The 25,801-nt window shown below is 55.5% G+C and carries 22 protein-coding genes; 13 read left to right on the top strand and 9 right to left on the bottom strand.

The annotated features are described in order from the left end of the window. Positions 1-16 precede the first annotated feature (16 nt). Genes SOM82_RS14595 through SOM82_RS14585 form a run of 3 tightly spaced genes read right to left on the bottom strand, consistent with a single transcriptional unit; the run spans position 17 to position 1,725 of the window. A complete protein-coding gene (locus tag SOM82_RS14595) occupies positions 17-214 on the bottom strand; it encodes a YpfN family protein (protein ID WP_154128391.1) in 198 nt (65 codons plus the stop codon). A gap of 25 nt (positions 215-239) precedes the next feature. Continuing rightward, positions 240-1,367: a succinyl-diaminopimelate desuccinylase gene (gene dapE, locus SOM82_RS14590; protein WP_154128392.1), complete on the bottom strand. Its 1,128-nt coding sequence runs from the start codon at positions 1,365-1,367 to the stop codon at positions 240-242. A gap of 10 nt (positions 1,368-1,377) precedes the next feature. Further along, entirely contained in the window at positions 1,378-1,725 is a 348-nt protein-coding gene (locus SOM82_RS14585; protein ID WP_320459671.1) for an ArsC family reductase, read from the bottom strand. A 388-nt stretch (positions 1,726-2,113) separates the two neighbouring features. Between SOM82_RS14585 and ypfM the strand changes: the two genes are divergently transcribed. Next, on the top strand, positions 2,114-2,173 hold the full coding sequence (gene ypfM / locus SOM82_RS14580) for a protein YpfM (RefSeq protein WP_100780840.1): 60 nt from the start codon (positions 2,114-2,116) through the stop codon (positions 2,171-2,173). Between the two features lie 104 nt (positions 2,174-2,277). Here the strand turns inward: ypfM and acrD are convergent, their stop codons facing one another. After that, positions 2,278-5,391, bottom strand: coding sequence for a multidrug efflux RND transporter permease AcrD (gene acrD, locus SOM82_RS14575; RefSeq protein ID WP_154128396.1), 3,114 nt, complete (start codon positions 5,389-5,391; stop codon positions 2,278-2,280). Positions 5,392-5,592: 201 nt separating this feature from the next. Next, positions 5,593-7,287 (bottom strand): nitrate/nitrite two-component system sensor histidine kinase NarQ, encoded by a 1,695-nt coding sequence (gene narQ, locus SOM82_RS14570; protein WP_320459672.1) that lies wholly within the window; start codon positions 7,285-7,287, stop codon positions 5,593-5,595. Between the two features lie 178 nt (positions 7,288-7,465). On the opposite strand from narQ, the gene aegA reads away from it, so the two are divergent. The 3 genes from aegA to SOM82_RS14555 all read left to right on the top strand — a co-directional run bounded on the left by aegA (position 7,466) and on the right by SOM82_RS14555 (position 11,257). Then, the gene (aegA, locus tag SOM82_RS14565) at positions 7,466-9,442 is read left to right on the top strand and encodes a formate-dependent uric acid utilization protein AegA (protein ID WP_320459673.1); all 1,977 of its coding nucleotides are present in this window, start codon (positions 7,466-7,468) and stop codon (positions 9,440-9,442) included. 66 nt (positions 9,443-9,508) lie between these two features. After that, a complete protein-coding gene (gene nudK, locus SOM82_RS14560; protein WP_154128402.1) occupies positions 9,509-10,084 on the top strand; it encodes a GDP-mannose pyrophosphatase NudK in 576 nt (191 codons plus the stop codon). 129 nt (positions 10,085-10,213) lie between these two features. Next, positions 10,214-11,257: a DUF1176 domain-containing protein gene (locus tag SOM82_RS14555; RefSeq protein WP_154128404.1), complete on the top strand. Its 1,044-nt coding sequence runs from the start codon at positions 10,214-10,216 to the stop codon at positions 11,255-11,257. Here the strand turns inward: SOM82_RS14555 and tkt are convergent. Further along, on the bottom strand, positions 11,254-13,242 hold the full coding sequence (gene tkt / locus SOM82_RS14550; RefSeq protein WP_320459674.1) for a transketolase: 1,989 nt from the start codon (positions 13,240-13,242) through the stop codon (positions 11,254-11,256). The genes SOM82_RS14555 and tkt overlap by 4 nt on opposite strands. 19 nt (positions 13,243-13,261) lie before the next feature. Next, positions 13,262-14,212, bottom strand: coding sequence for a transaldolase (gene tal, locus SOM82_RS14545; protein ID WP_320459675.1), 951 nt, complete (start codon positions 14,210-14,212; stop codon positions 13,262-13,264). Positions 14,213-14,503: 291 nt separating this feature from the next. Here tal and maeB point away from each other — a divergent pair, with 291 nt between their 5' ends. Beyond that, complete coding sequence (gene maeB, locus SOM82_RS14540; RefSeq protein WP_320459676.1) at positions 14,504-16,783, top strand: NADP-dependent oxaloacetate-decarboxylating malate dehydrogenase; 2,280 nt, start codon at positions 14,504-14,506, stop codon at positions 16,781-16,783. A gap of 316 nt (positions 16,784-17,099) precedes the next feature. On the opposite strand, the gene hemF is transcribed toward maeB, so the two are convergent. Together hemF and amiA are read right to left on the bottom strand one after the other, a co-directional pair. After that, on the bottom strand, positions 17,100-17,999 hold the full coding sequence (gene hemF / locus SOM82_RS14535) for an oxygen-dependent coproporphyrinogen oxidase (protein WP_320459677.1): 900 nt from the start codon (positions 17,997-17,999) through the stop codon (positions 17,100-17,102). Continuing rightward, positions 17,996-18,871 (bottom strand): N-acetylmuramoyl-L-alanine amidase AmiA, encoded by an 876-nt coding sequence (gene amiA, locus SOM82_RS14530; RefSeq protein WP_154128413.1) that lies wholly within the window; start codon positions 18,869-18,871, stop codon positions 17,996-17,998. The genes hemF and amiA overlap by 4 nt, the downstream gene beginning before the upstream one ends. Before the next feature lie 212 nt (positions 18,872-19,083). Between amiA and SOM82_RS14525 the strand changes: the two genes are divergently transcribed. From SOM82_RS14525 to cysA, 8 genes are all read left to right on the top strand, one after another. Further along, entirely contained in the window at positions 19,084-19,509 is a 426-nt protein-coding gene (locus tag SOM82_RS14525) for a GNAT family acetyltransferase (RefSeq protein WP_048974882.1), read from the top strand. Beyond that, a complete protein-coding gene (locus tag SOM82_RS14520) occupies positions 19,496-19,945 on the top strand; it encodes a DUF2919 domain-containing protein (protein WP_320459678.1) in 450 nt (149 codons plus the stop codon). Before SOM82_RS14525 ends, SOM82_RS14520 begins: the two co-directional genes overlap by 14 nt. 61 nt (positions 19,946-20,006) lie before the next feature. Continuing rightward, on the top strand, positions 20,007-20,591 hold the full coding sequence (locus tag SOM82_RS14515) for an RpoE-regulated lipoprotein (protein ID WP_154128416.1): 585 nt from the start codon (positions 20,007-20,009) through the stop codon (positions 20,589-20,591). A 92-nt stretch (positions 20,592-20,683) separates the two neighbouring features. Then, positions 20,684-21,583 (top strand): Dyp-type peroxidase, encoded by a 900-nt coding sequence (locus SOM82_RS14510; protein ID WP_320459679.1) that lies wholly within the window; start codon positions 20,684-20,686, stop codon positions 21,581-21,583. A gap of 306 nt (positions 21,584-21,889) precedes the next feature. Beyond that, complete coding sequence (locus SOM82_RS14505) at positions 21,890-22,906, top strand: sulfate ABC transporter substrate-binding protein (RefSeq protein ID WP_154128420.1); 1,017 nt, start codon at positions 21,890-21,892, stop codon at positions 22,904-22,906. After that, positions 22,906-23,739 carry a sulfate/thiosulfate ABC transporter permease CysT gene (gene cysT, locus SOM82_RS14500; protein WP_154128422.1) on the top strand — a complete coding sequence of 278 codons (834 nt, stop codon included), beginning with the start codon at positions 22,906-22,908 and terminating at the stop codon, positions 23,737-23,739. Before SOM82_RS14505 ends, cysT begins: the two co-directional genes overlap by 1 nt. Next, entirely contained in the window at positions 23,739-24,614 is an 876-nt protein-coding gene (gene cysW / locus SOM82_RS14495) for a sulfate/thiosulfate ABC transporter permease CysW (RefSeq protein ID WP_154128424.1), read from the top strand. Before cysT ends, cysW begins: the two co-directional genes overlap by 1 nt. Further along, a complete protein-coding gene (gene cysA / locus SOM82_RS14490) occupies positions 24,604-25,707 on the top strand; it encodes a sulfate/thiosulfate ABC transporter ATP-binding protein CysA (RefSeq protein WP_320459680.1) in 1,104 nt (367 codons plus the stop codon). Before cysW ends, cysA begins: the two co-directional genes overlap by 11 nt. The last annotated feature ends 94 nt before the right edge of the window (positions 25,708-25,801 follow it).

The following is a 25,801-nucleotide window of genomic DNA, read 5'->3' as shown; positions in this document are numbered from 1 at the left end:
AGAGAGGGAAAAAAGATTACTTCTTCTGGTCTTTCTTCGGCCAGTCTTCATCATCGTCCCACTTATCGTTGAAGTCACGATGAGGGGGAAGCTCGGGTTTATTGGCGAGGAATTTCTTATGGTCAACCCGCTTAAGATCTTTGATGACGTTAAGCAGGACACCCACCAGAAACACTAACACCAGAATCCACCAATATTTTGCCAGCCAGTCCATTCGCTTTTCCTTTTCAGAGCAGTCGTCAGGCGACGAGTTGCTCCATGATACGTTGATACATACGAGCCAGTAGCTGCAGATCAGCCGCGTTCACGCATTCATTGATTTTATGAATGGTGGCGTTTACCGGCCCCAGTTCGACGACCTGCGCGCCCATCCGGGCAATAAAACGTCCGTCTGAAGTGCCACCCGTCGTCAGGAGTTGTGGTTTGATCTCATTATAGTGCGCGATAGCATTAACCACCGCATCAACCAGTTTGCCGCGTTGGGTGAGGAACGGTTGACCAGAGAGCCACCAGTCTACGGTGTAACGCAATTCGTATTTTTCCAGCAGAGCGATAACCCGCGCTTTGATCATTTCGTCGGTCAGTTCCGTACTAAAGCGGAAGTTAAACTGCACGAAGAAATCGCCCGGAATGACGTTATTGCTGCCTGTCCCTGCCTGCACGTTGGCAATCTGCATGCTGGTCGGCGGGAAAAATTCGTTACCTTTATCCCACTCGATCCCGACCAGTTCGTTGAGCATCGGGGCAGCGCGATGAACAGGGTTATCCGCCAGATGCGGGTAGGCCACGTGTCCCTGAACGCCGTGAAGGGTCAGATTGCAGGTCAGCGAGCCACGACGGCCATTTTTCACCACGTCACCGACGACTTCGGTGCTTGACGGTTCGCCCACCAGGCAATAATCCAGACGCTCGCGGCGCTCCATTAACGCTTCAACGACTTTCACCGTGCCATTTTTAGCGCTGGCTTCTTCGTCAGAAGTGATCAGGAATGCGAGACGATTTTTATGATTAGGATGCTGCGCCACAAAACGTTCAGCGGCGACGACCATGGCCGCCAGCGAGCCTTTCATGTCAGCCGCGCCACGGCCAAACAGCATGCCATCGCGGATCGTGGGTTCAAACGGGGGATTGATCCAGCGGTCGGCATCGCCTGCCGGAACCACATCGGTATGTCCGGCAAAGGCCAGCGTTTCGCCCTGGCCGCGCCATGCCCAGAAGTTCTGAGTATCGCCAAAATCCATACGCTCAACGGTAAAGCCAATTGCGCGCAGGCGTTCAATCATTAATGCCTGACAACCTGCGTCGTCCGGGCTCAGGGAAGGGCGGCGAATAAGCTGCTGAGTCAGCTCAATGACCGGGCATGACATAGACTACACCTCAAATATAAGTCTGATAACTGGATTCACTAAAACCCAGCAGCATAGGCTGACCGGGCGCGCAGAGCAATGGGCGTTTGATAATTGCAGGCATTTCAAGCATTAATTTAGCCGCGCTCCGGGCGTCAGTGATGCTGCTGCGAACGGATTCATCCAGTTTACGCCATGTGGTTCCCCGGGTATTCAACAAGGCTTCCCAGCCCAGTTCGGCGATGGCGGTATGCAGAAAATCGGCATCCAGCCCATCGGCACGGTAGTCATGAAAGCGGTAATCGACGTTGTGGGCCTCCAGGAAGCGGCGGGCTTTTTTGATGGTGTCGCAGTTTTTAATGCCGTACATCACAATCATGATGAATCCTTTTGTCTTTATGAGTGCAAAATACTCAATTTTTTCGATGTTATAATAGAAAAGATAAAATGATCTGTTCAACAAATAACGGTTTCAACGCTGCCGTTAAATTGAAGCTACATCTGTAAGCTGAATATTCTTTCATCTTATACGCATAAATGTCCAGCACCACGCAATTTCGTTTAAGAACAGCCAGTAATAAGAATCTCACCCGCTTGCATGGTTGTATCTAAATATTGCTATTGGTCACATAAAATTTACGGGGACAGAGCCATATTTGTCTGAAGGCCCGCGGAACGGGGAGGTGGCAATCAAAGCGATTGATTAAATTATCTTCACAATGGCGATATATTCTCTTAGAATACGCATAATAATAAGAGAGGTTGTTATGATTGAACGTGAACTGGGGAACTGGAAAGATTTTATCGAAGATATGCTTCGTAAATGACATTCAGGAAGAACTGCAAGAGCACTTAATTTAGTTAATAAAATGATGTGATAAATCACACAATAAAAAGGCGGCCACCGGAGCCGCCTTTTTTATTGTGATGGTTATTCTGCTCTTTCCTTTAGCGGGAAGCGTTGACGTACCAGCACAAAGAACAGTGGAACGAAGTAGATCGCCAGAATTGTGGCTGAAATCATCCCGCCCATCACCCCAGTACCTACCGCATGCTGGCTGCTGGAGCCTGCACCGGAGCTGGTTGCCATTGGCAGGACGCCAAACACAAACGCCAGCGATGTCATCAGGATCGGGCGCAAGCGTTGTCGACAGGCGTGCAGCGTCGACGACAGCAGGTCATTGCCCTTCGAATTCATCTCATTGGCAAATTCGACGATCAAAATTGCGTTTTTCGCCGATAGCCCTATCACCGTCAGCAGCCCGACCTGGAAGTACACATCGTTCTCCAGCCCTCGCATCCACGTCGCCAGCAGTGCGCCGATCACCCCAAGCGGCACGACCAGCATGACGGAGAACGGCACGGACCAGCTTTCATAGAGTGCGGCGAGACACAGGAACACCACCAGCAGCGACAGCGCATAGAGCGCCGGGGCCTGAGCGCCTGATAAACGCTCCTGGTAGGACATTGCGGTCCACTCCAGGCCAAAGCCGGATGGCAACTGTTGAACCAGTTGTTCCATGATATCCATCGCGGTTCCGGTACTCACGCCCGGCGCAGCCTCACCCACGATCTCCAGAGCCGAATAGCCGTTATAGCGTTCAAGGCGCGGAGAACCGCTTTGCCAGTGCGAGGTGGCGAAGGCGGAGAACGGTACCATTCCCCCGGCATTGTTGCGCACATACCAGAGATTGATATCGTTCGGCAGCATGCGGTAAGGCGCGGCCGCCTGCACATAGACCTTTTTCACGCGGCCCCGATCCATAAAGTCGTTAACGTAGCTCGATCCCCATGCCGTTTGCAGCGTGTCGTTAATATCATCAATGGCGACGCCAAGTGCCTGCGCTTTACGCTGGTCGATATCAATTTGCAGCTGTGGGCTATCGTCAAGACCGTTGTGACGCACGCGGGTCAACGACGGGTTTTTCCCCGCCAGATCGAGCAACTGGTCGCGCGCGGCCATCAGCGCGTCATGCCCGACGCCGGCGTGATCCTGCAGTTCCATATCAAAGCCCGCCGAACTGCCCAGCCCGCTAATCGCTGCCGGGCTGCTGGCAAAGACACGCGCTTCTTTGATGCGGCTAAATGCTTTGGTTGCCCGCTCGATGATGGCGAAAGAGGAGCCGGTCTGGCTATCGCGGTCATCCCAGTTTTTCAGGCGGATGAACATACGCGCGACGTTTTGTCCGTTACCCCCGGGGCCGGACCCGACGGTAGAAAACACCGATACGATGTTATCTTTCTCTTTGGTGAAAAAGTAGGATTCCACCTTCTCAACGACCTTCAGCGTCTGCTGCTGGGTCGAGCCGCTCGGCAACTGCACCGAGGTAATAAACATGCCCCGATCTTCGAGCGGCAGAAACGAGGTGGGCAGGCGCAGGAATAAAAAGACCATACCGCCGAGCAACAGGATATAGATCACAATCCAGCGCAGGCTGCGGTGCAAAATTTTACCCACCCCCGCTTCGTAACGCGCCGCATTACGGTTGAACATCCGGTTAAACCAGCCGAAGAACCCTTTCTGACCGTGTTGCTCGCCCTTGTGTAACGGTTTGAGCAGCGTCGAACAGAGGGCAGGGGTCAGGATCATCGCCACCAGTACAGACAGTACCATCGCAGAGACAATGGTGATGGAGAACTGACGGTAAATCGCCCCCGTTGTACCGCCAAAGAAGGCCATCGGCACGAATACGGCAGAGAGCACCATTGCGATACCGACCAGCGCCCCCTGAATTTGGCCCATTGATTTACGCGTTGCTTCCCGCGGCGAAAGGCCTTCTTCGCTCATGATGCGCTCGACGTTCTCCACCACCACGATCGCATCATCCACCAGCAGACCTATCGCCAGCACCATCGCGAACATGGTCAGGGTGTTGATGCTATAACCGAAAGCGTAGAGCACGGCAAAGGTGCCGAGCAACACGACCGGAACGGCGATAGTCGGGATCAGCGTGGCGCGGAAGTTTTGCAGGAACAGATACATCACGAGGAACACCAGCGCGATGGCTTCGAGCAGCGTTTTCACCACATCTTCAATGGAGGCTTTAACGAAGGAGGTGGTTTCGTAGGCGACTTTGTACTCAAGTCCATGCGGGAAATACTGCGACAGCTCGTCCAGCCTGTCGATCACCAGTTTGGCGGTCGCCATTTCGTTCGCACCGGAGGCCAGTTTCACCCCCAGACCTGACGCCGGGTTACCGTTAAACCGGCTCAAGTTATCGTATTTCTCCGCGCCCATTTCTACGGTCGCCACGTCACCGAGACGCACCTCGGAACCGTCCTGATTCACGCGCAGGGTAATATCGCGAAATTGCTGGGGCGTCTGGAGCAGCGACTGCGAGTTAATCGTGGCGTTCAGCGCCTGTTTATCAACGGAAGGCGTGCCCCCAAGCTGACCCACGGCGATTTGCGCGTTCTGAGATTTGATAGCATCAGTCACATCCGTGGCGGTCATCTGCACGCTGTTTAGCTTTGCCGGGTCCAGCCAGATGCGCATTGAATATTGCGAGCCATAGGCGTCGATATCGCCGACGCCGTTGATACGGCTTAGCGGGTCCTGAATATTACTGGCGACGTAGTCCGAAATATCCTGTTTATCCATTGAGCCATCGGTTGAGACAAAGGCAATGGTCAGAATGTTGGAGTCACCCGTTTTTCGCACCGTCACGCCCTGATTTTGCACCGCCTGCGGGAGCTTACGCATCGCGGATTGCAGCTGGTTCTGCACCTGCTGCACGGCTTCATCAGGATCGGAACCGGCGGTAAAGCTCAGGGTGACGGTGGCCTGGCCTGTCGCGCTGCTCTGCGACGACATATACATCAGGTTATCCAGCCCGGTCATGTTCTGTTCAATCACCTGGGTGACGGTATTTTCCAGCGTTTGTGCCGACGCCCCCGGATAGTTCGCGGTAATACGAACATTCGGTGGAGCCAGATCGGGGTACTGCTCAACAGGGAGTGACAGAATGGCGAGAGTGCCTGTCAGACATAAAATAATTGCCAACACCCAGGCAAAAATGGGGCGATCGATGAAGAAATTCGCCATGAAAATAAGACCTCGTTTTGCTGCGCATCATTATTGTACATTGCTCGCCTAACTCTAGCGGCAAGGGGGATGCCAAACGTGGAGAAAAAAAGGAGATAGTGTAAATTATCATGCGGATTTACCGCGCTGACTTCCCTTCCCGCCGTGTCGATTATGACCTGGTTGCCCGGCAGTGGACGGCCAAACGCCGCCCGTTTACCGTTATTTACCGTCAACAGGCTCAGGGGTACGGAAGCGAATACAGACCTGAGTGCCGCCGTTTTGCGGCTGCGAAAAGCCTAATGTCCCGCCCAGGCGCCCGGCGCGCTCACGCATAATATTGAGTCCGTAGTGGCCAGCGGGTTCGCTGGCATCGCCGATGCCGATGCCATTGTCTCGGACATATACCGTATGCTCGCCGTCCGGGGCGGTGACGCAGCTCACCGTTATCTCGGTCGCCTGAGCGTGTTTAATCGCATTCAGCACCGCTTCCCGAACGATTTGCAGCAGGTGGACCTGCTTTTGCGCATCGAGTGCCAGCGACGAGAGCCGACAATCCAGGCTAAGCCGGGCGCTGGTCTGGTTCTGCAATCCGTCCAGCGCCTCCTGTAATGCAGCCGGAAGATTCGAATGATTCAGGGTCAAACGGAAGGTGGTCAACAGCTCGCGCAGCTGACGCCAGGCGTTATTCAGCTCGCGAGAGAAATCAGAAATGATGGTTTGCGCCGGAAGGTTATCTTCCGGTACCGCGCGTTTTAGCAGCGTAAGCTGGATCCGCAGATAAGAAAGTACCTGCGCCAGCGAGTCGTGCAATTCGCGGGCAATGGTGGCGCGCTCCTCCATAAGCAGCAGCTGCTGGTAGTGTTTTTGCGCCTGATTAAAATAGAGCCCGCGCCCGAGCATGGTCGCGACGCTAGTCATTAACGGTCCGGACACGGCGGTGTTTTCAATTTGCCAGCGCAGCTCGCCATAACGCGTCTCCTGCATAATGAGCGGCAGCGTAAACGTTTCGTGCGTTTCTACTTTCTTCCCTTCACAAAGTTGCCAGTTATCACTGGCCTTCAGCTCCAGATAGCTCATTCCGGTATATTCCTGAACAATCTGCAGAATATGGCGAAAACAGTGGGCATCAATTTGGCTGGTATTCAGTGCCTGAGAACACTTGAACAGCATCTCGAGCTGCTGATGGGCTTCGTTCAGGTGGTGAGTTTTTTCCTCAACCGTGATCTCAAGCGAGCGATAGTGTTTATGCAGCTCGGCGGACATATGGTTAAAGGTGCGCGAGAGCAGTCCTAACTCATTTGGCAGGTCGGTGTCCTGAGCATGGATGGCAAAATTCCCTTGCTCCATTTGCAGGCTGGCGCTCACCAGATGGTTGAGCGGGGCGACAACCTGCCGCCGTATCCGGCGCATCGTCAGAAACACCAGCAGTAAAATCCCCATGCCACCCGCCAGCGACATGGCGACCACCAGCTGCATTTTGTGTTCTGCATAGTGCTGCAGCGCGAGAACAAAAGTATCAATACGCTCCACATAGTGCTGGATATGGTCCTGATACCAGACCTTATCTCCGGCTTCCAGATGCGTATCCATCTCCTGCCACGCAATGGCCAACTGCTGATAACCCGTTTTGACTGACTCCGGAACATACCAGCGGTCCAGTTCCTGCAGAACGGGGGAGTTCAGGGTGTTCTGCCAGTGCTGACGATGTTCGGAGAAAGCGGGGTTATTGCGCTCCAGATCGTAACCCAGACGATAGCTCTGCATGCGCAAAGAGCCTGCAATATTAATAGCTTCGGCATCGCGCAGGCTGCTGGCAAGCGTCATCAGCGCAGTGCCGCTACTCAGCACGGAGAGCAAAATAATGGAGATAAAAGCCCGAACCAGGCTTCCTGAAACAGGGCGTTTAACAGTCACAACAAGGATTCCTGAAAGTTGCTGGAACGCAATTTCACCTGCGGCGCAATAAATTGATCTTTCACAGGTTAGTCGTAAATAGTCCCTGGTTTTGGGCATTTGAACATTGCCTGCGACCGTCGGGGTATACAATATTCATATAAAAAGTAAGGTTAATGCTACCAGAACAGGTCTTTTTATGAATCGTTTTATTATGGCTGATAGCCTGCAATGTATTGGGTGTCACGCCTGCGAAGTGGCCTGCGTGATGGCCCACAATGATGAGCAACACGTCCTGAACTCGCGTCAGTTTGTCCCTCGTATTACGGTGCTGAAAGAGGGGGAACGACGCAGCGCAGTCACCTGCCATCACTGTGAAAATGCCCCCTGTGCCCGGAGCTGTCCAAACGGCGCAATCGCCCGTAGCAACGACAGCGTACAGGTGAATCAGCAAAAATGCATCGGTTGCAAAGCCTGCGTCGTCGCATGTCCCTTTGGGACGATGGAGATTATCGTCACGCCGATGGAGGACGGTCACGCGAAAGCCTCAGCGCATAAATGTGATTTGTGCCGCGACAGGCCGCAAGGACCGGCGTGCGTGGAGAACTGCCCGGCAGATGCCCTGACGCTTATCACTCCCGGCGTGCTGGATCGGTTGGCAAAAGCGAGACGTCAGCGGGCGGCGAGCCTGGAAGCGCAGCCGTGGCACAGCGCGGCGATAGTGGGTGAACCGCAACAGACGAAACGCCAGCAATTGCAGACCCAGCCCCCGCGCGGCGAGCCGGATAAGCTCAGCCCGGCGGTCAGAAAGCAGCATTTCGACGAAATTTATCTGCCCTTCAGCGCCGAACAGGCGCAGCGTGAGGCCGCGCGCTGCCTGACGTGCGGTGAGCATTCCATCTGCGAGTGGACCTGCCCGCTGCATAATCACATTCCACAGTGGATTGCGCGCGCGAAAGCCGGAGACATCGAGGCTGCGGTCGCGCTGTCTCATCAGACCAACTGTTTACCGGAAATTACCGGGCGGGTCTGTCCGCAGGATCGTTTGTGCGAAGGGGCCTGTACGCTGCGTGATGAATCCGGCTCGGTGACGATTGGCAACATTGAACGCTACATTACCGATCGGGCGCTGGCTAACGGCTGGCGGCCCGACGTGACCGGCGTCGCTCCGGTTGATAAGCGTATCGCGATTATTGGCGCGGGTCCGGCGGGACTGGCGTGCGCCGATGTGCTCGTCCGGCACGGTGTCAGTGTGACGGTCTATGACCGACATCCGGAGATTGGCGGTTTACTGACCTTTGGTATTCCGGCCTTCAAGCTGGAGAAATCTCTGCTGGCGCGCCGCAGGGAGATCTTCACGGCGATGGGGATTCGCTTTGAGCTGAATTGCGAAATTGGCAAAGATCTGCCGATGGCGTCGTTGCTGCACGACTACGACGCGGTATTTATTGGTGTAGGAACCTATCGATCCATGAAGGCGGGCATCCCTCATGAAGACGCGCCGGGTGTTTACGACGCACTCCCCTTCCTGATGGCAAATACCCGTCACCTGATGGGACTTGCGCCAGCGGAAGCGGAACCCTATCTCGACACTGCGGGCCTGAATGTGGTGGTTCTGGGTGGCGGTGATACCGCGATGGATTGCGTGCGCACCGCCTTGCGCCAGCGGGCAGCAAAAGTCACCTGCGCGTATCGCCGGGATGAAGCCAATATGCCGGGTTCGAAAAAAGAGGTGAAAAACGCCAGAGACGAGGGGGCAGACTTTGAATTCAACGTTCAGCCGGTTGAGCTGGTTCTGGATGATGCCGGACGCGTGAGCGGCATTCGCTTATTGCGCACCCAGCTCGGCGAGGCCGATGCGCAGGGGCGGCGACGTCCGGTTCCGGTTGAGGGCAGCGAATTTGTGATGCCAGCCGATGTTGTCATTATGGCGTTTGGTTTCAATCCGCACGGAATGCCCTGGCTGCAGGCGCAGGGGGTGAACATGGACGATCGTGGGCGCATCGTCGCCAGCGTGGAGAGCCGCTATCGCTACCAGACCAGCCATCCGCAGATTTTTGCTGGTGGCGATGCGGTACGTGGCGCGGATCTGGTGGTGACCGCGATGGCGGAGGGGCGTCATGCCGCGCAGGGTATGATGGACTGGCTGGGAATCGAACGGCCAAAAACGCATTAAATCAGTGGGGCGACAAAGCGGGTTTCACGGCGTACTATGAATAACTCATTACGTTCTGGAGCCCGTATGAGCCTGAAAATTGAGATCATCAAAGATAAAATTCTCTCCGAAAACTATTTTGTTCTGCGCAATTTTACCTACGATTTGACCCGCAACAACGGGGAAGTGATCCGCCACAAACGCGAAGTATACGACCGCGGCAACGGCGCAACCATCCTGTTATACAGCCGTGAGAAGCAGAGCGTGGTTCTGATCCGTCAGTTCCGCGTAGCGACCTGGGTGAATGGCAACCCTGACGGATGCCTGATTGAAACCTGTGCCGGCCTGCTGGATAACGACGAGCCGGAAGTCTGCATTCGCAAAGAGGCGATTGAAGAGACCGGGTTTGAAGTGGGTGAGGTCAAGAAACTGTTTGAGCTGTACATGTCTCCCGGCGGCGTCACGGAGTTAATTCACTTCTTCATCGCTGAATACAGCGATGCCCAGCGCAGCAATGCGGGGGGCGGCGTAGAAGATGAAGCGATCGATGTGCTGGAAATTCCGTTTACGCAGGCGCTGGAGATGGTCAAAACCGGTGAAATCAAGGATGGTAAGACGTTGATACTGCTCCAGTATTTACAGCTGTCTGGTCTAATGGCTTGATTTTTATAGTATCTATAAAATGCATTTCAGATAAATCTATCCGATAAATCCGATTGAGCAACCCCGGTCAGGACACGAAGATACTGCCAGTTTCTGTTTTCGAGTTTCTGCTCCGGGATTGTGCCTTTCATGCGCTACAGCATTCTTCTTATTCTCTTGTTCAGCATGCTGCCTGTGCCACGGGTATGGGCCGCACCTGCACAGCAATCTTTTTCCGACTGGCAGGTCACCTGCAATAACCAGAATTTTTGCGTCGCGCGCAATACCGGAGAGCACCGTGGTCTGGTGATGACCCTGAGCCGCAGCGCGGGGGCCAAAACCGATGCCTCACTGCGTATTGATTTGGGCGGACTGACGTCGCCGCAAACCAAAGAAGCGCCTGTCGCCCCACGCCTGTTGCTGGACGGCGCGCCCCTCACACTGGATGCGCCGCACTGGAAACTCACGCCCTGGCATCTGCTGACCGATGACTCGGCCACGATTACCGCTTTTCTCAAAACCATTCAGGAAGGCGAGGCGTTGACGCTGCGTGGCGGGCAACAGCGCCTCTCCCTGGCCGGGCTGAAGGCCGCGTTGCTGTTTATTGATTCTCAACAGCAGCGCGTGGGCAGCGAAACCGCCTGGATTAAAAAAGGCGACAGCCCGCCGTTAAGCGTTCCACCGGCCCCGGCGCTCAAAGAGGTGGCGGTGGTCAACCCGACCCCGACGCCGCTGACCCATGATGAACTCAATGACCTGCTGGACTACGGCACCTGGCGCATGAATAACAGCCAGTGTTCGCTGGATCCTAACCGGCGGGAAGTGAGAGTCACGGCATTAACGGATGATAAGGCGCTGCTGATGATTAGCTGCGAAGCGGGGGCTTACAATACGGTGGATCTGGCGTGGCAGGTCTCACGCAAAAAGCCCTTTGCCGCGCGGGCGGTGCGTTTGCGTTTACCGTTTGTCTCGTCGAGTGAAAGCAGTGAAATGGAGCTGATGAACGCCCGTTTTGATGAAAAAACGCGCGAGCTGACGACGCTGGCACTCGGTCGCGGAATGGCCGACTGTGGGATTCAGACGCGCTGGCGTTTTGACGGCCAGCGCTTTCGTCTGGTGCGTTATGCTGAAGAGCCGAGCTGCGATAACTGGCATGGGCCAGATGCCTGGCCCACGTTATGGATCACCCGTTAAAGCATGCTAAGGGCTTTCTCGACCACGTTCTCGACGGTAAAGCCAAAGTACGGAAACAGCTTGTCCGCCGGGGCCGATTCTCCGTAGCCGGTCATGCCGACAATGGCGCCTTTTAAACCGACATATTTATACCAGTAGTCGGCAATCCCCGCCTCGACGGCCACCCGGGCGGCGACGTTTGAGGGCAGTACCGACTCACGGTATGCCTCATCCTGCGCATCAAAAATATCCGTTGAGGGCAGGGACACCACGCGGACCGCGTGTCCTTCCGCGGTCAATTTTTCCGCGGCCTGGACGGTGATTTCGATCTCCGAACCGGTCGCAATCAGAATCACATCTGGCTTACCGCCGCTGTCTTTCAACACGTAACCGCCGCGCGCAATATTTTTCACCTGCTCGGGAGTGCGCTCGATCTGCGCCAGATTTTGCCGCGACAGGATCAGTGCGGTCGGGCCGGTATGGCGTTCAACGGCCAGCTTCCAGCCCACGGCGGCTTCGACCTGATCGCATGGACGCCAGGTACTAAAGTTTGGCGTCAGACGCAGGCTGGCGAGCTGTTCCACGGCCTGGTGGGTTGGACCGTCCTCCCCCAGCCCGATGGAATCATGGGTGTAAACCATAATTTGCCGCGCCTTCATCAGCGCCGCCATGCGCGCAGCATTGCGGGCATACTCAACGAACATCAGGAAAGTGGCCGTGTACGGGACAAATCCGCCATGATGGGCGATGCCGTTGGCGATGGCGGTCATCCCGAATTCGCGCACGCCGTAATGAATGTAGTTGCCTGAAATATCCTCTTTCAGCGATTTGGAGCCTGACCAGATCGTCAGGTTGCTTGGCGCCAGATCCGCAGAGCCGCCCAGCAGTTCAGGCAGAATCGGACCAATAGCATTCAGCGTATTTTGCGAAGCCTTACGGGTGGCGATTTTCGCCGGGTTGGACTGCAAATCGTCAATCAATTTCTGGGTCGTCTGTTCCCAGTTTTCCGGCAGGCCGCCGCTCATGCGCCGTGAAAATTCTGCTGCCAGCTCCGGATGCGCTTTTTTGTAGGCCGCAAATTTTCCGTTCCACGCCTGCTGCGCTTTTTCACCCTCTTCGCGCGCATCCCAGGCGTGGTAAATCTCTTTCGGGATCTCAAACGGTGGATACCTCCAGCCGAGTTTCTGGCGCGTCAGCGCCACTTCCTCTTCGCCCAGCGCTGCGCCGTGCGCCTCTTCTTTACCCGCTTTGTTCGGCGAACCAAAACCGATCGTGGTGCGACAGATAATCAGCGACGGTTTATCGGTCACGCCCTGCGCTTCGATAATGGCTTTTTTCACCGCCTCCGGATCATGGCCGTCAATTTCGTGCACGACGTGCCAGTGGTAGGCCTCGAAGCGTTTGGCGGTATCGTCGGTAAACCAGCCGTCGGTTTCGCCGTCAATAGAAATGCCATTGTGATCGTAGAAACCAATCAGTTTGCCCAGACCCAGCGTGCCCGCCAGCGAACAGACCTCATGGGAGATCCCTTCCATCAAACACCCGTCGCCCATAAAGACGTAAGTGAAGTGGTCAACGATGTCATGGCCTGGCTGGTTAAACTGTGCGCCCAGCGTGCGTTCAGCAATCGCCAGTCCGACGGCATTCGCCAGCCCCTGGCCGAGCGGCCCGGTGGTGGTTTCCACGCCCGGCGTATAGCCCAGCTCCGGGTGGCCGGGGGTTTTGGAATGCAGCTGGCGGAAATTTTTTAGCTCGGAGAGCGGCAGGTCATAACCGGAGAGATGCAACAGGCTGTACAGCAGCATAGAGGCGTGGCCGTTCGAGAGAATAAAGCGGTCGCGGTCATACCACGTGGGATCGGTCGGATTGTGCTTCAGGAAGTCATTCCACAGCACTTCGGCGATATCGGCCATCCCCATAGGGGCGCCAGGGTGGCCGGAATTGGCTTTTTGCACCGCATCCATGCTGAGGGCGCGGATGGCATTGGCTAGCTCTTTACGGGACATAGTTCACTCCATGGCAAGATTAAAGTTTGGCGGCAAGCAGGTCTTCAAGTTTGCGCTGGTCAACGGCGAAGAGGCGGATCCCCTCGGCCAGTTTATCCACGGCCATTGCGTCCTGATTATGTTCCCAGCGGAACTCGGCTTCGGTAAGTGGCTTCGGTTTTGGCAGAACGGTAGAGGTGGGAATGAGCTTACGAATCACCGTCTCTTCGTTGTCCTGAAGCTCTTTCAGAAGGTTAGGCGAGATGGTGAGGCGATCGCAGCCTGCCAGCGCCAGGATCTGCTCGGTGCGACGGAAGCTGGCACCCATCACGATGGTTTCGTAGCGGTGCTGTTTGAAGTAGTCGTAGATATTGCGCACGGATTTTACGCCGGGGTCTTCCTCGACCACGTACGGGTCCAGCGGCTGTTTTGCCTGATACCAGTCGTAGATTCGGCCCACAAACGGCGAGACCAAAAATACCCCCGCTTCAGCACAGGCGCGGGCCTGCGCGAAGGAGAACAGCAGCGTCAGATTACAGTTGATCCCCTCTTTCTCAAGCACTTCGGCGGCGCGAATACCCTCCCAGGTGGAGGCGAGCTTAATCAGAATGCGCGATTTATCAATATCTTGCTCCTGATAAAGCGCCACTAACCGGCGTGCTTTAGCAATGCTTTTTTCGCTATCGAATGACAGGCGAGCATCCACTTCCGTTGACACGCGTCCGGGGATGCTTTTCAGAATTTCCGCACCGATATTGACCGCCAGTTTGTCGCTGGCCTCCGCCACCTGTTGCTCCTGGGTTTTGCCACGCTGTTTACCGTAGGCGATGGCGTCGTCTATCAGGTGGCTGAAGTGCGCAAGGCCTGCCGCCTTCAGCAGCAGCGACGGGTTGGTGGTCGCATCCTCCGGCTGATAGTGGCGGATTGACTCGATATCGCCGCTGTCGGCGACAACTGTCGTGAATTTTTTGATGCCGTCTAATTGGTTCATGGAAATGACTCCTTGGAAATAACAGAGTTAGGCGAGTGCGTTGGTTCACACTTCTGCGAAATACATGACGTACTTAACAAAAAAGCATAGCAGACGGGGGAGGCATTGCTTCCGGCAGTGGGTAACATCATTGTTATAAATTGATAACAAATTTTGCCCCGGGATGGTGAGAGTTTGGCAGCCTTCAAAGTTTGCGCTCTCTTCACGGGCGATACTAAGCGCCACTTCAGGGCGAGCCGCAGGAACGTGAAACGCCGCCCTTTTTGATCGATACGTGAAAGGAACAATAAGATGGATGATCAGTTAAAACAGAGTGCCCTCGATTTTCATCAATTCCCTGTACCGGGCAAAATCCAGGTTTCTCCGACCAAACCCCTCGCCACTCAGCGCGATCTGGCGCTGGCCTATTCACCAGGCGTCGCCGCGCCTTGTCTTGAGATTGAAAAAGACCCGCTGGCGGCCTACAAATACACGGCGCGTGGCAATCTGGTGGCGGTGGTCTCTAACGGGACGGCGGTTCTTGGGCTGGGCAACATTGGTGCGCTGGCTGGTAAGCCGGTGATGGAAGGGAAGGGCGTCCTGTTCAAGAAATTTGCCGGTATTGACGTCTTCGACATCGAAGTGGATGAACTGGATCCGGACAAATTCATCAACGTCGTGGCCGCGCTGGAGCCGACATTTGGCGGCATCAACCTTGAAGATATCAAAGCGCCGGAATGTTTCTACATTGAGCAGAAATTGCGTGAACGTATGAACATTCCGGTGTTCCACGACGATCAGCACGGCACGGCAATTATCAGCACGGCGGCCATTCTGAACGGTCTGCGCGTGGTGGAGAAAAACCTCTCCGACGTCCGCATGGTCGTCTCCGGCGCGGGTGCGGCAGCCATCGCCTGTATGAACCTGCTGGTGGCGCTGGGCATGCAGAAGCACAACATTGTGGTGTGCGACTCAAAAGGGGTTATCTACAAAGATCGCGAAGCGAACATGGCAGAAACCAAAGCCGCGTATGCCGTGGAAGATGACGGCAAGCGCACGCTGGACGAGGTAATTGACGGCGCGGATATTTTCCTTGGCTGTTCGGGCCCGAAAGTGCTGACCCCGGAAATGGTCAAGAAAATGGCGCGCGCGCCAATGATTCTGGCGCTGGCAAACCCGGAGCCGGAAATCCTGCCGCCGCTGGCGAAAGCCGTGCGTGAAGATGCGATTATCTGCACTGGTCGTTCTGATTATCCAAACCAGGTCAACAACGTGCTGTGCTTCCCGTTCATCTTCCGCGGTGCGCTGGACGTGGGTGCGACAGCGATCAACGAAGAGATGAAACTCGCCGCGGTACATGCCATCGCCGAGCTGGCGCATGCGGAGCAGAGCGAAGTGGTGGCCTCGGCCTACGGCGATCAGGACCTGAGCTTTGGCCCGGATTACATCATTCCGAAACCGTTCGATCCGCGTCTGATCGTCAAGATCGCTCCGGCGGTCGCCAAAGCCGCGATGGATTCCGGCGTGGCGACGCGTCCGATTGAAGATTTTGATGCCTACGTCGATAAGCTCACCGAGTTTGTCTACAAAACCAATCTGTTCATGAAGCCGATTTTCTCTCAGGCGCGCGCCGACGCTAAACGCGTGGTGCTGGCCGAAGGTGAAGAAGCGCGCGTTCTGCATGCGACGCAGGAGCTGATCACGCTGGGGCTGGCAAAACCGATTCTGATTGGTCGTCCGAGCGTCATCGAAATGCGCATCCAGAAACTCGGTCTGCAAATCAAACCGGGTGTCGATTTCGAGATCGTGAACAACGAATCCGATCCGCGGTTTAAAGAGTACTGGAGCGAGTACTACAGCATCATGAAGCGTCGGGGGATCACTCAGGAGCAGGCCCAGCGCGCGGTGATCGGCAATACTACGGTGATCGGTGCGATCATGGTTCATCGTGGCGAAGCCGATGCGCTTATCTGCGGGACGATTGGTGATTATCACGAGCACTTCAGCGTGGTGCAGGAGATCTTCGGCTATCGCGACGGGGTGCATACGGCGGGGGCGATGAATGCGCTGCTGCTGCCAAGCGGCAACACCTTTATCGCGGATACCTACGTCAACGACGACCCTACGCCGGAACAGCTGGCGGAAATCACGGTGATGGCGGCGGAAACGGTACGTCGCTTCGGTATTGAGCCGAAGGTCGCGCTGCTGTCGCACTCTAACTTTGGTTCATCGAAATCACCCGCCGCCAGCAAAATGCGCCAGACGCTGGAGCTGGTGCGTGAACGTGCGCCAGAGCTGATGATTGACGGCGAGATGCATGGCGATGCCGCACTGGTTGAGAGTATCCGTAACGAGCGGATGCCGGACAGCCCGCTGAAAGGTTCTGCAAACGTGTTGATTATGCCGAACGTCGAAGCCGCGCGTATCAGTTACAACCTGCTGCGCGTGTCCAGTTCGGAAGGGGTGACAGTGGGACCGGTACTGATGGGCGTATCGAAATCGGTGCATGTGTTAACACCGATTGCCTCCGTGCGTCGTATCGTCAATATGGTCGCGCTGGCGGTGGTGGAGGCGCAGACACAGCCGTTGTAGGCCTTCACCTTTACCCTCACCCTAACCCTCTCCCTAAAAGGGAGAGGGGATCGATCGGTGCGGTGGTTGTTTCCGCGCCCTGTGGGGAGGGGCATCGGTGCGGTATTTCTCCCTCGCCCTGTGGGTAGAGGGCCATCGGTGCGGTATTTCTCCCGCGCCCCTGTGGGGAGAGGGGCATCGGTGCGGTTTTTCTCCCTCGCCCCTGTGGGGAGAGGGGCATCGGTGCGGTTTTTCTCCCTCGCCCCTGTGGGGAGAGGGGCATCGGTGTGGTTTTTCTCCCTCGCCCCTATGGGGAGAGGGCCGGGGTGAGGGGAAACTACACCCAGTCCCGAACCTGAATAAACTCACGCAAGGCGGCCTCCGGGCTGCCTTCTTTTGGCTCAAAATTATACTCCCAGCGTACCAGCGGCGGCATCGACATCAGAATCGACTCTGTGCGTCCACCGGTTTGCAGACCAAACAGCGTGCCGCGATCCCACACCAGATTGAACTCCACGTAACGGCCACGGCGATACAGCTGGAACTCACGTTCGCGAACCCCGTAATCGGTATTTTTGCGGCGCTCAACAATGGGCAGATAGGCGTCGGTATAACCCTCGCCGACCGCCTGCATAAAGCGGAATGCCGTGTCAAAATCGGGTGTATTCAGATCGTCAAAGAACAACCCGCCAATACCGCGCTGCTCGTCGCGATGTTTGAGATAGAAATAGTCATCGCACCATTTCTTGTACCTGGGATAAACATCGTCGCCGAAAGGCTGGCAGATATCGCGTGCAGTGCGGTGCCAGTGAATCGCGTCTTCTTCAAATCCGTAAAAAGGCGTTAGATCAAATCCGCCGCCGAACCACCACACCGGATCGGCCCCCGGTTTCTCGGCGATGAAAAAGCGGACGTTGGCGTGGCTGGTAGGCACAAACGGGCTGTGCGGATGAACGACCAGCGACACGCCCATGGCTTCAAAACTGCGTCCGGCCAGCTCCGGGCGATGCGCTGTGGCCGAGGCCGGCATGGCGTCACCGTGAACGTGAGAGAAGTTGACGCCCGCCTGTTCAAAGACGCCGCCGTTACGCAGCACGCGACTGCGTCCGCCGCCACCGGCCTCGCGCTGCCAGCTATCTTCGTGGAATTCGCCACCGTCAACGGCAGCCAGTTTCTGGCAAATCTGATCCTGGAGTTGCAGCAGAAACGCTTTGACCTGCTGAGAATTCGGTTTCATTTACGTCTCGTCGAATGCGCTTTTTGATTATCAAACCAGTTAAAATAACTGATGACTCCGGAGGCGATCGCATTGGCAATTTTCTGCCGAAACGCGGTTGTGCCGAGCAGACGCTCTTCGTCCGGGTTAGTGATGAAAGAAGTTTCCACCAGCACCGACGGAATAGACGGCGATTTCAGCACTACAAACGCGGCCTGCTCGGTGCCTTTACTGTGCAGGCGATGCACGGGCTTAATCTTCTTTAAAATATGAGAGCCGAGCGTCAGGCTGTTTTTGATGGTGTCTGTTTGCACCAGATCGAACAACACCTGTTGCAGCAGATGGTCTTTGTCGGTGGTCTTTTTACCGGCAACTTCATCGGCGCGGTTTTCGCGATCCGAAAGATATTTTGCCATGGCGCTACTCGCTCCCCGGTTGGAGAGGGCGAAGACCGATGCACCGGCGGCGCTGGGGTTGGTAAAACCGTCAGCGTGGATCGACATAAACAGATCCGCCCCGTGCTGGTGGGCGATCTCTACGCGGTCATAGAGGGGAATGAAGGTGTCGCCTGTGCGGGTCAGCCGTGCGTCAATTCCGTGGCTGCGCAGAATCGAGCGCACATTTTTAGCAATCGCCAGCACCACGTGTTTCTCTTTCGAACCATTGCGACCAATCGCGCCGGTATCGATCCCCCCGTGACCGGGATCGAGCATCACGACCCGCTTCGCGCCCGCTTTTTTCGCTTTCGGTTTACTGTGCCCGTTGCTGGTTTTAAGGCTGCTGTCGTCTTTTGCCTGCGCCTGTGCGATGCCTGTTAACGTTAAGGCCGCCAGCCCCGCTTTGAGAACCTGACGACGCGATGTGAGTGTTTTTAATGGTTTGAATGTGCTCATGCGGCCTGAATTGTAAAAATTGGGGTCCGGGTGTTATATCGTATCGCGTTTAGCGTGACGACAGTCCATGTTGAGAATTGTTTTACTTTTCATTTCAATACGTGACAGAGTGACATTATGTCAAATTTTTACGTATTTTTCGCCGCTTATTGGCTAGCGGCGGCGTTCGCGCCATAATCACTGTTTTTGAACCCAAAAAGGCGGTTAATACCATGGAGATACGCGTTTTTCGCCAGGAAGATTTCGAAGAGGTGATTACCCTTTGGGAGCGCTGCGATCTGCTGCGTCCGTGGAATGATCCGGAAATGGATATCGAACGTAAGCTCAATCACGACGTCAGCCTGTTTTTGGTCGCGGAAGTGAATGGGGAAGTGGTGGGAACGGTGATGGGCGGTTACGACGGGCATCGCGGGTCGGCCTATTATCTCGGTGTCCACCCGGAATATCGTGGGCGTGGGATCGCCAATGCGCTGCTTAATCGTCTGGAAAAGAAACTGATCGCCCGCGGCTGTCCAAAAATTCAGATCATGGTGCGCGAAGACAACGATGTGGTATTGGGAATGTATGAGCGCCTGGGGTATGAACATTCTGACGTACTGAGCCTGGGTAAGCGTCTGATCGAAGATGAAGAATACTGAGTTTCATCCCGCCGATTATGACAATCAGGGGCGTGTCAGGTTACCGTTTTTGTTCTGGTGTGTTTTGTTGCTTCAGGCCAGAACCTGGGTCCTGTTCGTTGTGGCAGGGGCTTCTCGCGATCAGGGAAGCACGCTGCTGGCCCTGTTTTATCCGGACCATGATAATTTCTGGCTTGGACTCATCCCCGGCGTACCCGCGGTACTGGCATTTTTATTCAGCGGGCGGCGGCATCTTTTTCCGCGCACGTGGGGCTGCATTCGCTGGCTGCTGATCCTGGCGCAGGCGGTGTTGCTGTGCTGGCAACCGCTGCTGTGGTTCTACGGTGAACCGTTGAGCGGTATTGGCATTGCGCTGGTGGTGGCCGATATCGTGGCCCTGCTGTGGCTGCTGACCCATCCTCGTTTGCGCGCCAGTTTCGCCATTGAAAAAGATTAAAGGCACTTTTTACCGATGCTGCACTCCAACAAGCGTTGAATTAACAAGAAAGGACTTTTCGATGAAATCGCTGCGTTTAGTTTTATGCGCTCTGCCGCTGGTGTTGACGGGGTGTTCGACGTTCTCATCTCTCTCCTCAATTAACTGGTCGGCCGCTTATCCGTGGAACTGGTTTGGATCGTCATTCGAGGTGACCGAGAAGGGCGTGGGTAACATTACCGCTGCAACGGCACTGGATCAGGATGCGATCGAATCCGCGTTAAGCAGCGATTACCGCCTGCGCAGCGGTATGAAAACCGAAAATGGCACCATCGTGCATTATTTTGAAGCGCTGAAAGACGACCAGTTGGCGCTGATTATCAATGGCGATAAAGGCACGGTTAACCGCATTGAGGTGCTGGATAGTGAAGTCGAAACCGATAGCGGGGTAAAAGTCGGGACGCCGTTTAGCGAATTGTATGACAAAGCGTTCGGCAACTGCGAAAGCGCAGTGGCAGACGAAAAAGTCGCCGTCGAGTGTAAAGCCAAAGACAGCCAGCATATCAGCTATCTCTTCACCGGCGAGTGGAGCGGGCCAGAGGGGTTAATGCCTGCGGATGACACGCTGAAAAACTGGAAAGTGAGCAAAATTATCTGGCAGCAGTAATTTGCGCCTGAACAAACCGCCTCGCTGAAATCCAGGTATAATAGCCGCCATCAATGCCACGACGTCGTGGCATCTTTTTTTCAGGAGGAGCGATGTCTCAGGTTCAGAGCGGCATTTTGCCAGAACATTGCCGCGCGGCGATATGGATTGAAGCCAATGTCAAAGGGGATGTGGATGCCCTGCGTGCGGCCAGCAAAGTATTTATTGATAAACTGGCTACCTTCGAGGCCAAATTTCCGGACGCTAATCCTGGCGCGGTTGTGGCCTTTGGTCATAACGTCTGGCGTCAGCTCAGCGGCGGCGAAGGCGCACAGGAGCTGAAGGACTTTATCCCTTACGGTAAAGGGCTGGCACCCGCCACCCAGTACGACGTGCTGATCCATATTCTCTCTCTGCGTCACGATGTGAACTTCTCCATCGCCCAGGCGGCACTTGAAGCCTTCGGCGACAGCATTGACGTCACAGAGGAGATCCACGGATTCCGCTGGGTTGAAGAGCGCGATCTGAGCGGTTTTGTCGATGGCACCGAAAACCCGGCAGGCGTTGAGACCCGTCGCGATGTGGCGGTGATCAAAGACGGCGTGGACGCAGGCGGCAGCTACGTGTTTGTGCAGCGCTGGGAGCATAACCTCAAGCAGCTTAACCGCATGAGCGTGCACGACCAGGAGATGATGATTGGCCGTACCAAAGAGGCTAACGAAGAGATCGACGGCGATGTGCGTCCGGTCACGTCTCACCTGACCCGTGTCGATCTGAAAGAAGACGGTAAAGGGCTGAAGATTGTGCGCCAGAGCCTGCCATACGGTACGGCCAGCGGCACGCACGGTCTCTATTTCTGCGCCTACTGCGCGCGTCTGTACAATATTGAACAGCAGCTGTTAAGCATGTTTGGCGACACCGACGGCAAGCGTGACGCGATGCTGCGTTTCACCAAACCGGTGACCGGTGGTTACTATTTCGCCCCGTCCGTCGAGCGTCTGCTGGCACTGTAACACCCCTCGCCCTAATCCTCTCCCTTAGGGGAGAGGGAATGAAAGCCTTATTCCCTTTTCTGCTGGTAAATCACCAAACGGTATATAAAACCGTTACTCCTTTCGTACCCGTTATAAATATGATGACCATAAGAAAGAGCCATCCCATCGGGCTTTTTTATTTGTCAGTTTGGCCCTGGGCAGTGCTCAGAATCCTCACGTACTACGTGTACGCTCCGGTTCTTCCGCGCTGTCAATGCCCAAACTGACTGCAACAATTACGCCTGATGGGATAGCTCTATGTCATCACATTTATAAGGGTGCGCAATGGCCGTTACTGTACTGAAAAAAGGATATCTGGCGCTGGCAGCTTCGCTGTTGCTGGTCGCGCAGGCGCAGGCGACTGAGCTTCTCAATAGTTCCTATGATGTCTCCCGTGAGCTGTTTGCCGCCCTTAACCCGCCGTTTGAACAGCAGTGGGCGAAAGAAAATAACGGCGACAAGCTGACCATCAAGCAATCTCATGCGGGCTCTTCCAAGCAGGCGCTGGCGATTTTGCAGGGGCTGAAAGCGGATGTGGTGACTTACAACCAGATTACCGATGTGCAGATCCTGCATGACAAAGGCAACCTGATCCCGGCCGACTGGCAGAGCCGTTTGCCAAACAGCAGTTCCCCGTTCTACTCCACCATGGCGTTCCTGGTGCGTAAGGGTAACCCAAAAAATATTCATGACTGGAACGATCTGGTGCGTTCTGACGTGAAGCTGATTTTCCCGAATCCAAAAACCTCCGGTAACGCGCGCTATACCTATCTGGCGGCCTGGGGCGCAGCGGACAAAGCTGACGGTGGCGACAAAGCCAAAACCGAACAGTTCATGACCCAGTTCCTGAAAAACGTCGAAGTGTTTGATACCGGCGGTCGCGGCGCGACCACCACCTTTGTTGAGCGCGGGCTGGGTGACGTGTTGATTAGCTTCGAATCGGAAGTGAACAACATTCGCAAACAGTACGAAGCGCAGGGCTTCGAAGTGGTGGTCCCGAAGGTCAATATCTTTGCTGAATTCCCGGTGGCGTGGGTGGATAAAAACGTGAAAGCCAATGGCACTGAGAAAGCGGCTAAAGCGTACCTGAATTATCTCTACAGCCCGCAGGCGCAGACCATCATTACCGACTATTACTATCGCGTGGCGAACCCGGACGTGATGAACAAGCTGAAAGACAAATTCCCGCAGACCGAATTGTTCCGCGTGGAGGACCAGTTCGGCGCCTGGCCGGAGGTGATGAAAACCCACTTCACGACCGGCGGTGAGCTGGACAAACTGTTGGCGGCGGGGCGTAAGTAATGTTTGCAGTCTCTTCCAGACGCGTGCTGCCGGGCTTTACCTTAAGCCTCGGGACCAGCCTGCTGTTCGTCTGTCTGATTTTGTTGTTGCCGTTAAGCGCGCTGGTGATGCAGCTCGCGCAGATGAGCTGGGCACAATATTGGGAAGTGATCACCAACCCGCAGGTGGTGGCGGCATATAAAGTGACGCTGTTGTCGGCTTTTGTCGCGTCCATCTTCAACGGGGTGTTCGGCCTGCTGATGGCGTGGATTTTAACCCGCTATCGTTTTCCTGGCCGCACCTTGCTGGACGCGCTGATGGATTTACCGTTTGCGCTGCCGACGGCGGTCGCAGGCCTGACGCTGGCGTCGCTGTTTTCAGTTAATGGTTTTTACGGTCAATGGCTGGCGCAGTTTGATATCAAAGTGACCTATACCTGGCTCGGCATTGCCGTGGCGATGGCCTTCACCAGCATCCCGTTTGTGGTGCGTACCGTGCAGCCGGTGCTTGAAGAGCTGGGGCCGGAATACGAAGAAGCCGCGGAAACGCTCGGCGCGACGCGGATTCAGAGCTTCTGCAAAGTGGTGCTGCCCGAGCTTTCTCCGGCGCTGCTGGCCGGGGTGGCGCTGTCGTTTACCCGCAGTCTGGGGGAATTTGGCGCGGTGATTTTCATCGCCGGTAACATCGCGTGGAAGACCGAAGTGACCTCGCTGATGATTTTTGTGCGTTTGCAGGAGTTCGATTATCCGGCGGCGAGCGCCATTGCCTCGGTGATTCTGGCGGCGTCGCTGCTGTTGCTGTTCTCGATTAATACTTTGCAAAGTCGCTTTGGTCGGCGTGTGGTAGGTCACTGATGGCGGAAGTTACTCAATTGAAGCGCTACGATGCGCCCCGCATTAACTGGGGAAAATGGTTTCTGATTGGCACCGGCATTCTGGTGTCAGTCTTTATTCTTGTTGTACCGATGGTGTACATCTTCGTGCAGGCGTTCAGCAAAGGCATTATGCCTGCGCTGCAAAACCTGGCCGACCCGGACATGCTCCACGCCATCTGGCTGACGGTGATGATCGCGCTGATTACGGTACCGGTGAATCTGGTGTTTGGGATTTTGCTGGCGTGGCTGGTGACGCGCTTTAACTTCCCGGGCCGCCAGCTGTTATTGACGCTGTTGGATATCCCGTTTGCTGTTTCTCCGGTGGTGGCTGGTCTGGTTTATCTGCTGTTTTACGGCTCTAACGGTCCGCTTGGCGGCTGGCTCGACGAGCACAATCTGCAAATCATGTTCGCGTGGCCGGGCATGGTGCTGGTGACGATCTTTGTCACCTGTCCGTTTGTGGTGCGTGAGCTGGTACCGGTGATGTTAAGCCAGGGTAGTCATGAAGATGAAGCCGCCATTTTGTTAGGCGCATCAGGCTGGCAGATGTTTAAGCGCGTGACGTTGCCGAATATCCGCTGGGCGCTGCTGTACGGCGTGGTGCTGACCAACGCGCGTGCGATTGGTGAGTTTGGCGCGGTGTCGGTGGTCTCAGGCTCCATTCGCGGTGAAACCCTGTCGCTGCCCCTACAGATTGAATTACTGGAGCAGGACTATAACACCGTCGGCTCGTTTACTGCCGCAGCCCTGCTGACGCTGATGGCTATTTTGACCCTGTTTTTAAAGAGTGTGGTGCAGTGGCGTTTAGAGAATCAGGAAAAACGCCTGCAACAGGAGGGAAATCATGAGCATTGAGATTGCCAATATTAAGAAGTCTTTTGGTCGCACCCAGGTGCTGAACGATATCTCGCTGGATATCCCTTCCGGACAAATGGTGGCGCTGCTTGGGCCGTCCGGTTCCGGTAAAACCACGCTGCTGCGCATTATTGCCGGTCTTGAGCATCAGACCAGCGGCCATATTCGTTTCCACGGAACCGACGTTAGCCGCCTGCATGCCCGCGATCGTAAAGTCGGTTTTGTGTTCCAGCATTACGCCCTGTTTCGCCACATGACGGTGTTCGATAACATCGCCTTTGGCCTGACCGTGCTGCCGCGTCGCGAGCGTCCGAATGCCGCGACCATCAAAGCAAAAGTGACCAAACTGCTGGAGATGGTGCAGCTGGCTCATCTGGCCGACCGCTATCCGGCGCAGCTTTCCGGTGGACAGAAACAGCGCGTGGCGCTGGCTCGTGCGCTGGCGGTTGAGCCGCAAATCCTGTTGCTCGACGAACCTTTCGGCGCGCTGGATGCGCAGGTGCGTAAAGAGCTACGCCGCTGGCTGCGTCAGCTGCATGAAGAGCTGAAATTCACCAGCGTGTTCGTGACCCACGATCAGGAAGAGGCAATGGAAGTGGCCGATCGCGTGGTCGTCATGAGCCAGGGGAATATTGAACAAGTCGATGAGCCGGAGCAGTTGTGGCGCGAACCGGCGACCCGTTTTGTGCTGGAATTTATGGGTGAAGTGAACCGCCTGCAGGGGACTATTCGCGGCGGGCAGTTCCATGTCGGGGCGCATCGCTGGCCTCTGGGTTACACCCCTGTGCATCAGGGACCCGTCGATCTGTTTCTGCGTCCATGGGAAGTGGATGTCAGCCGTCGCACCAGCCTCGATTCTCCGCTGCCGGTACAGGTGCTGGAAGCCAGTCCGAAAGGTCACTACACCCAGCTGGTGGTCCAGCCGCTTGGCTGGTATACCGAGCCGCTGACGGTGGTGATGCGCGATGAAGACGCGCCGTATCGCGGCGAGCGACTGTTTGTTGGTTTGCAGCATGCACGGCTGTACTCCGGCCAAGAGCGCATTGAAAACCGCGAGGAAATTAATCCTCTGATGCTGGCCGAAACAGCCTGACGGTTTCCGTGCGAATGGCTAAAAAGGCTCATGATTAACATGAGCCTTTTTTATTTGCTCGACGGGTGCAATCCGGGTCGCAGTAATGAATAAA

Origin of the sequence: Lelliottia sp. CFBP8978, assembly GCF_034046055.2 — a bacterium.
Taxonomy (GTDB): Bacteria; Pseudomonadota; Gammaproteobacteria; order Enterobacterales; family Enterobacteriaceae; genus Enterobacter.
This window is presented reverse-complemented; position numbering and strand designations above follow the sequence as displayed.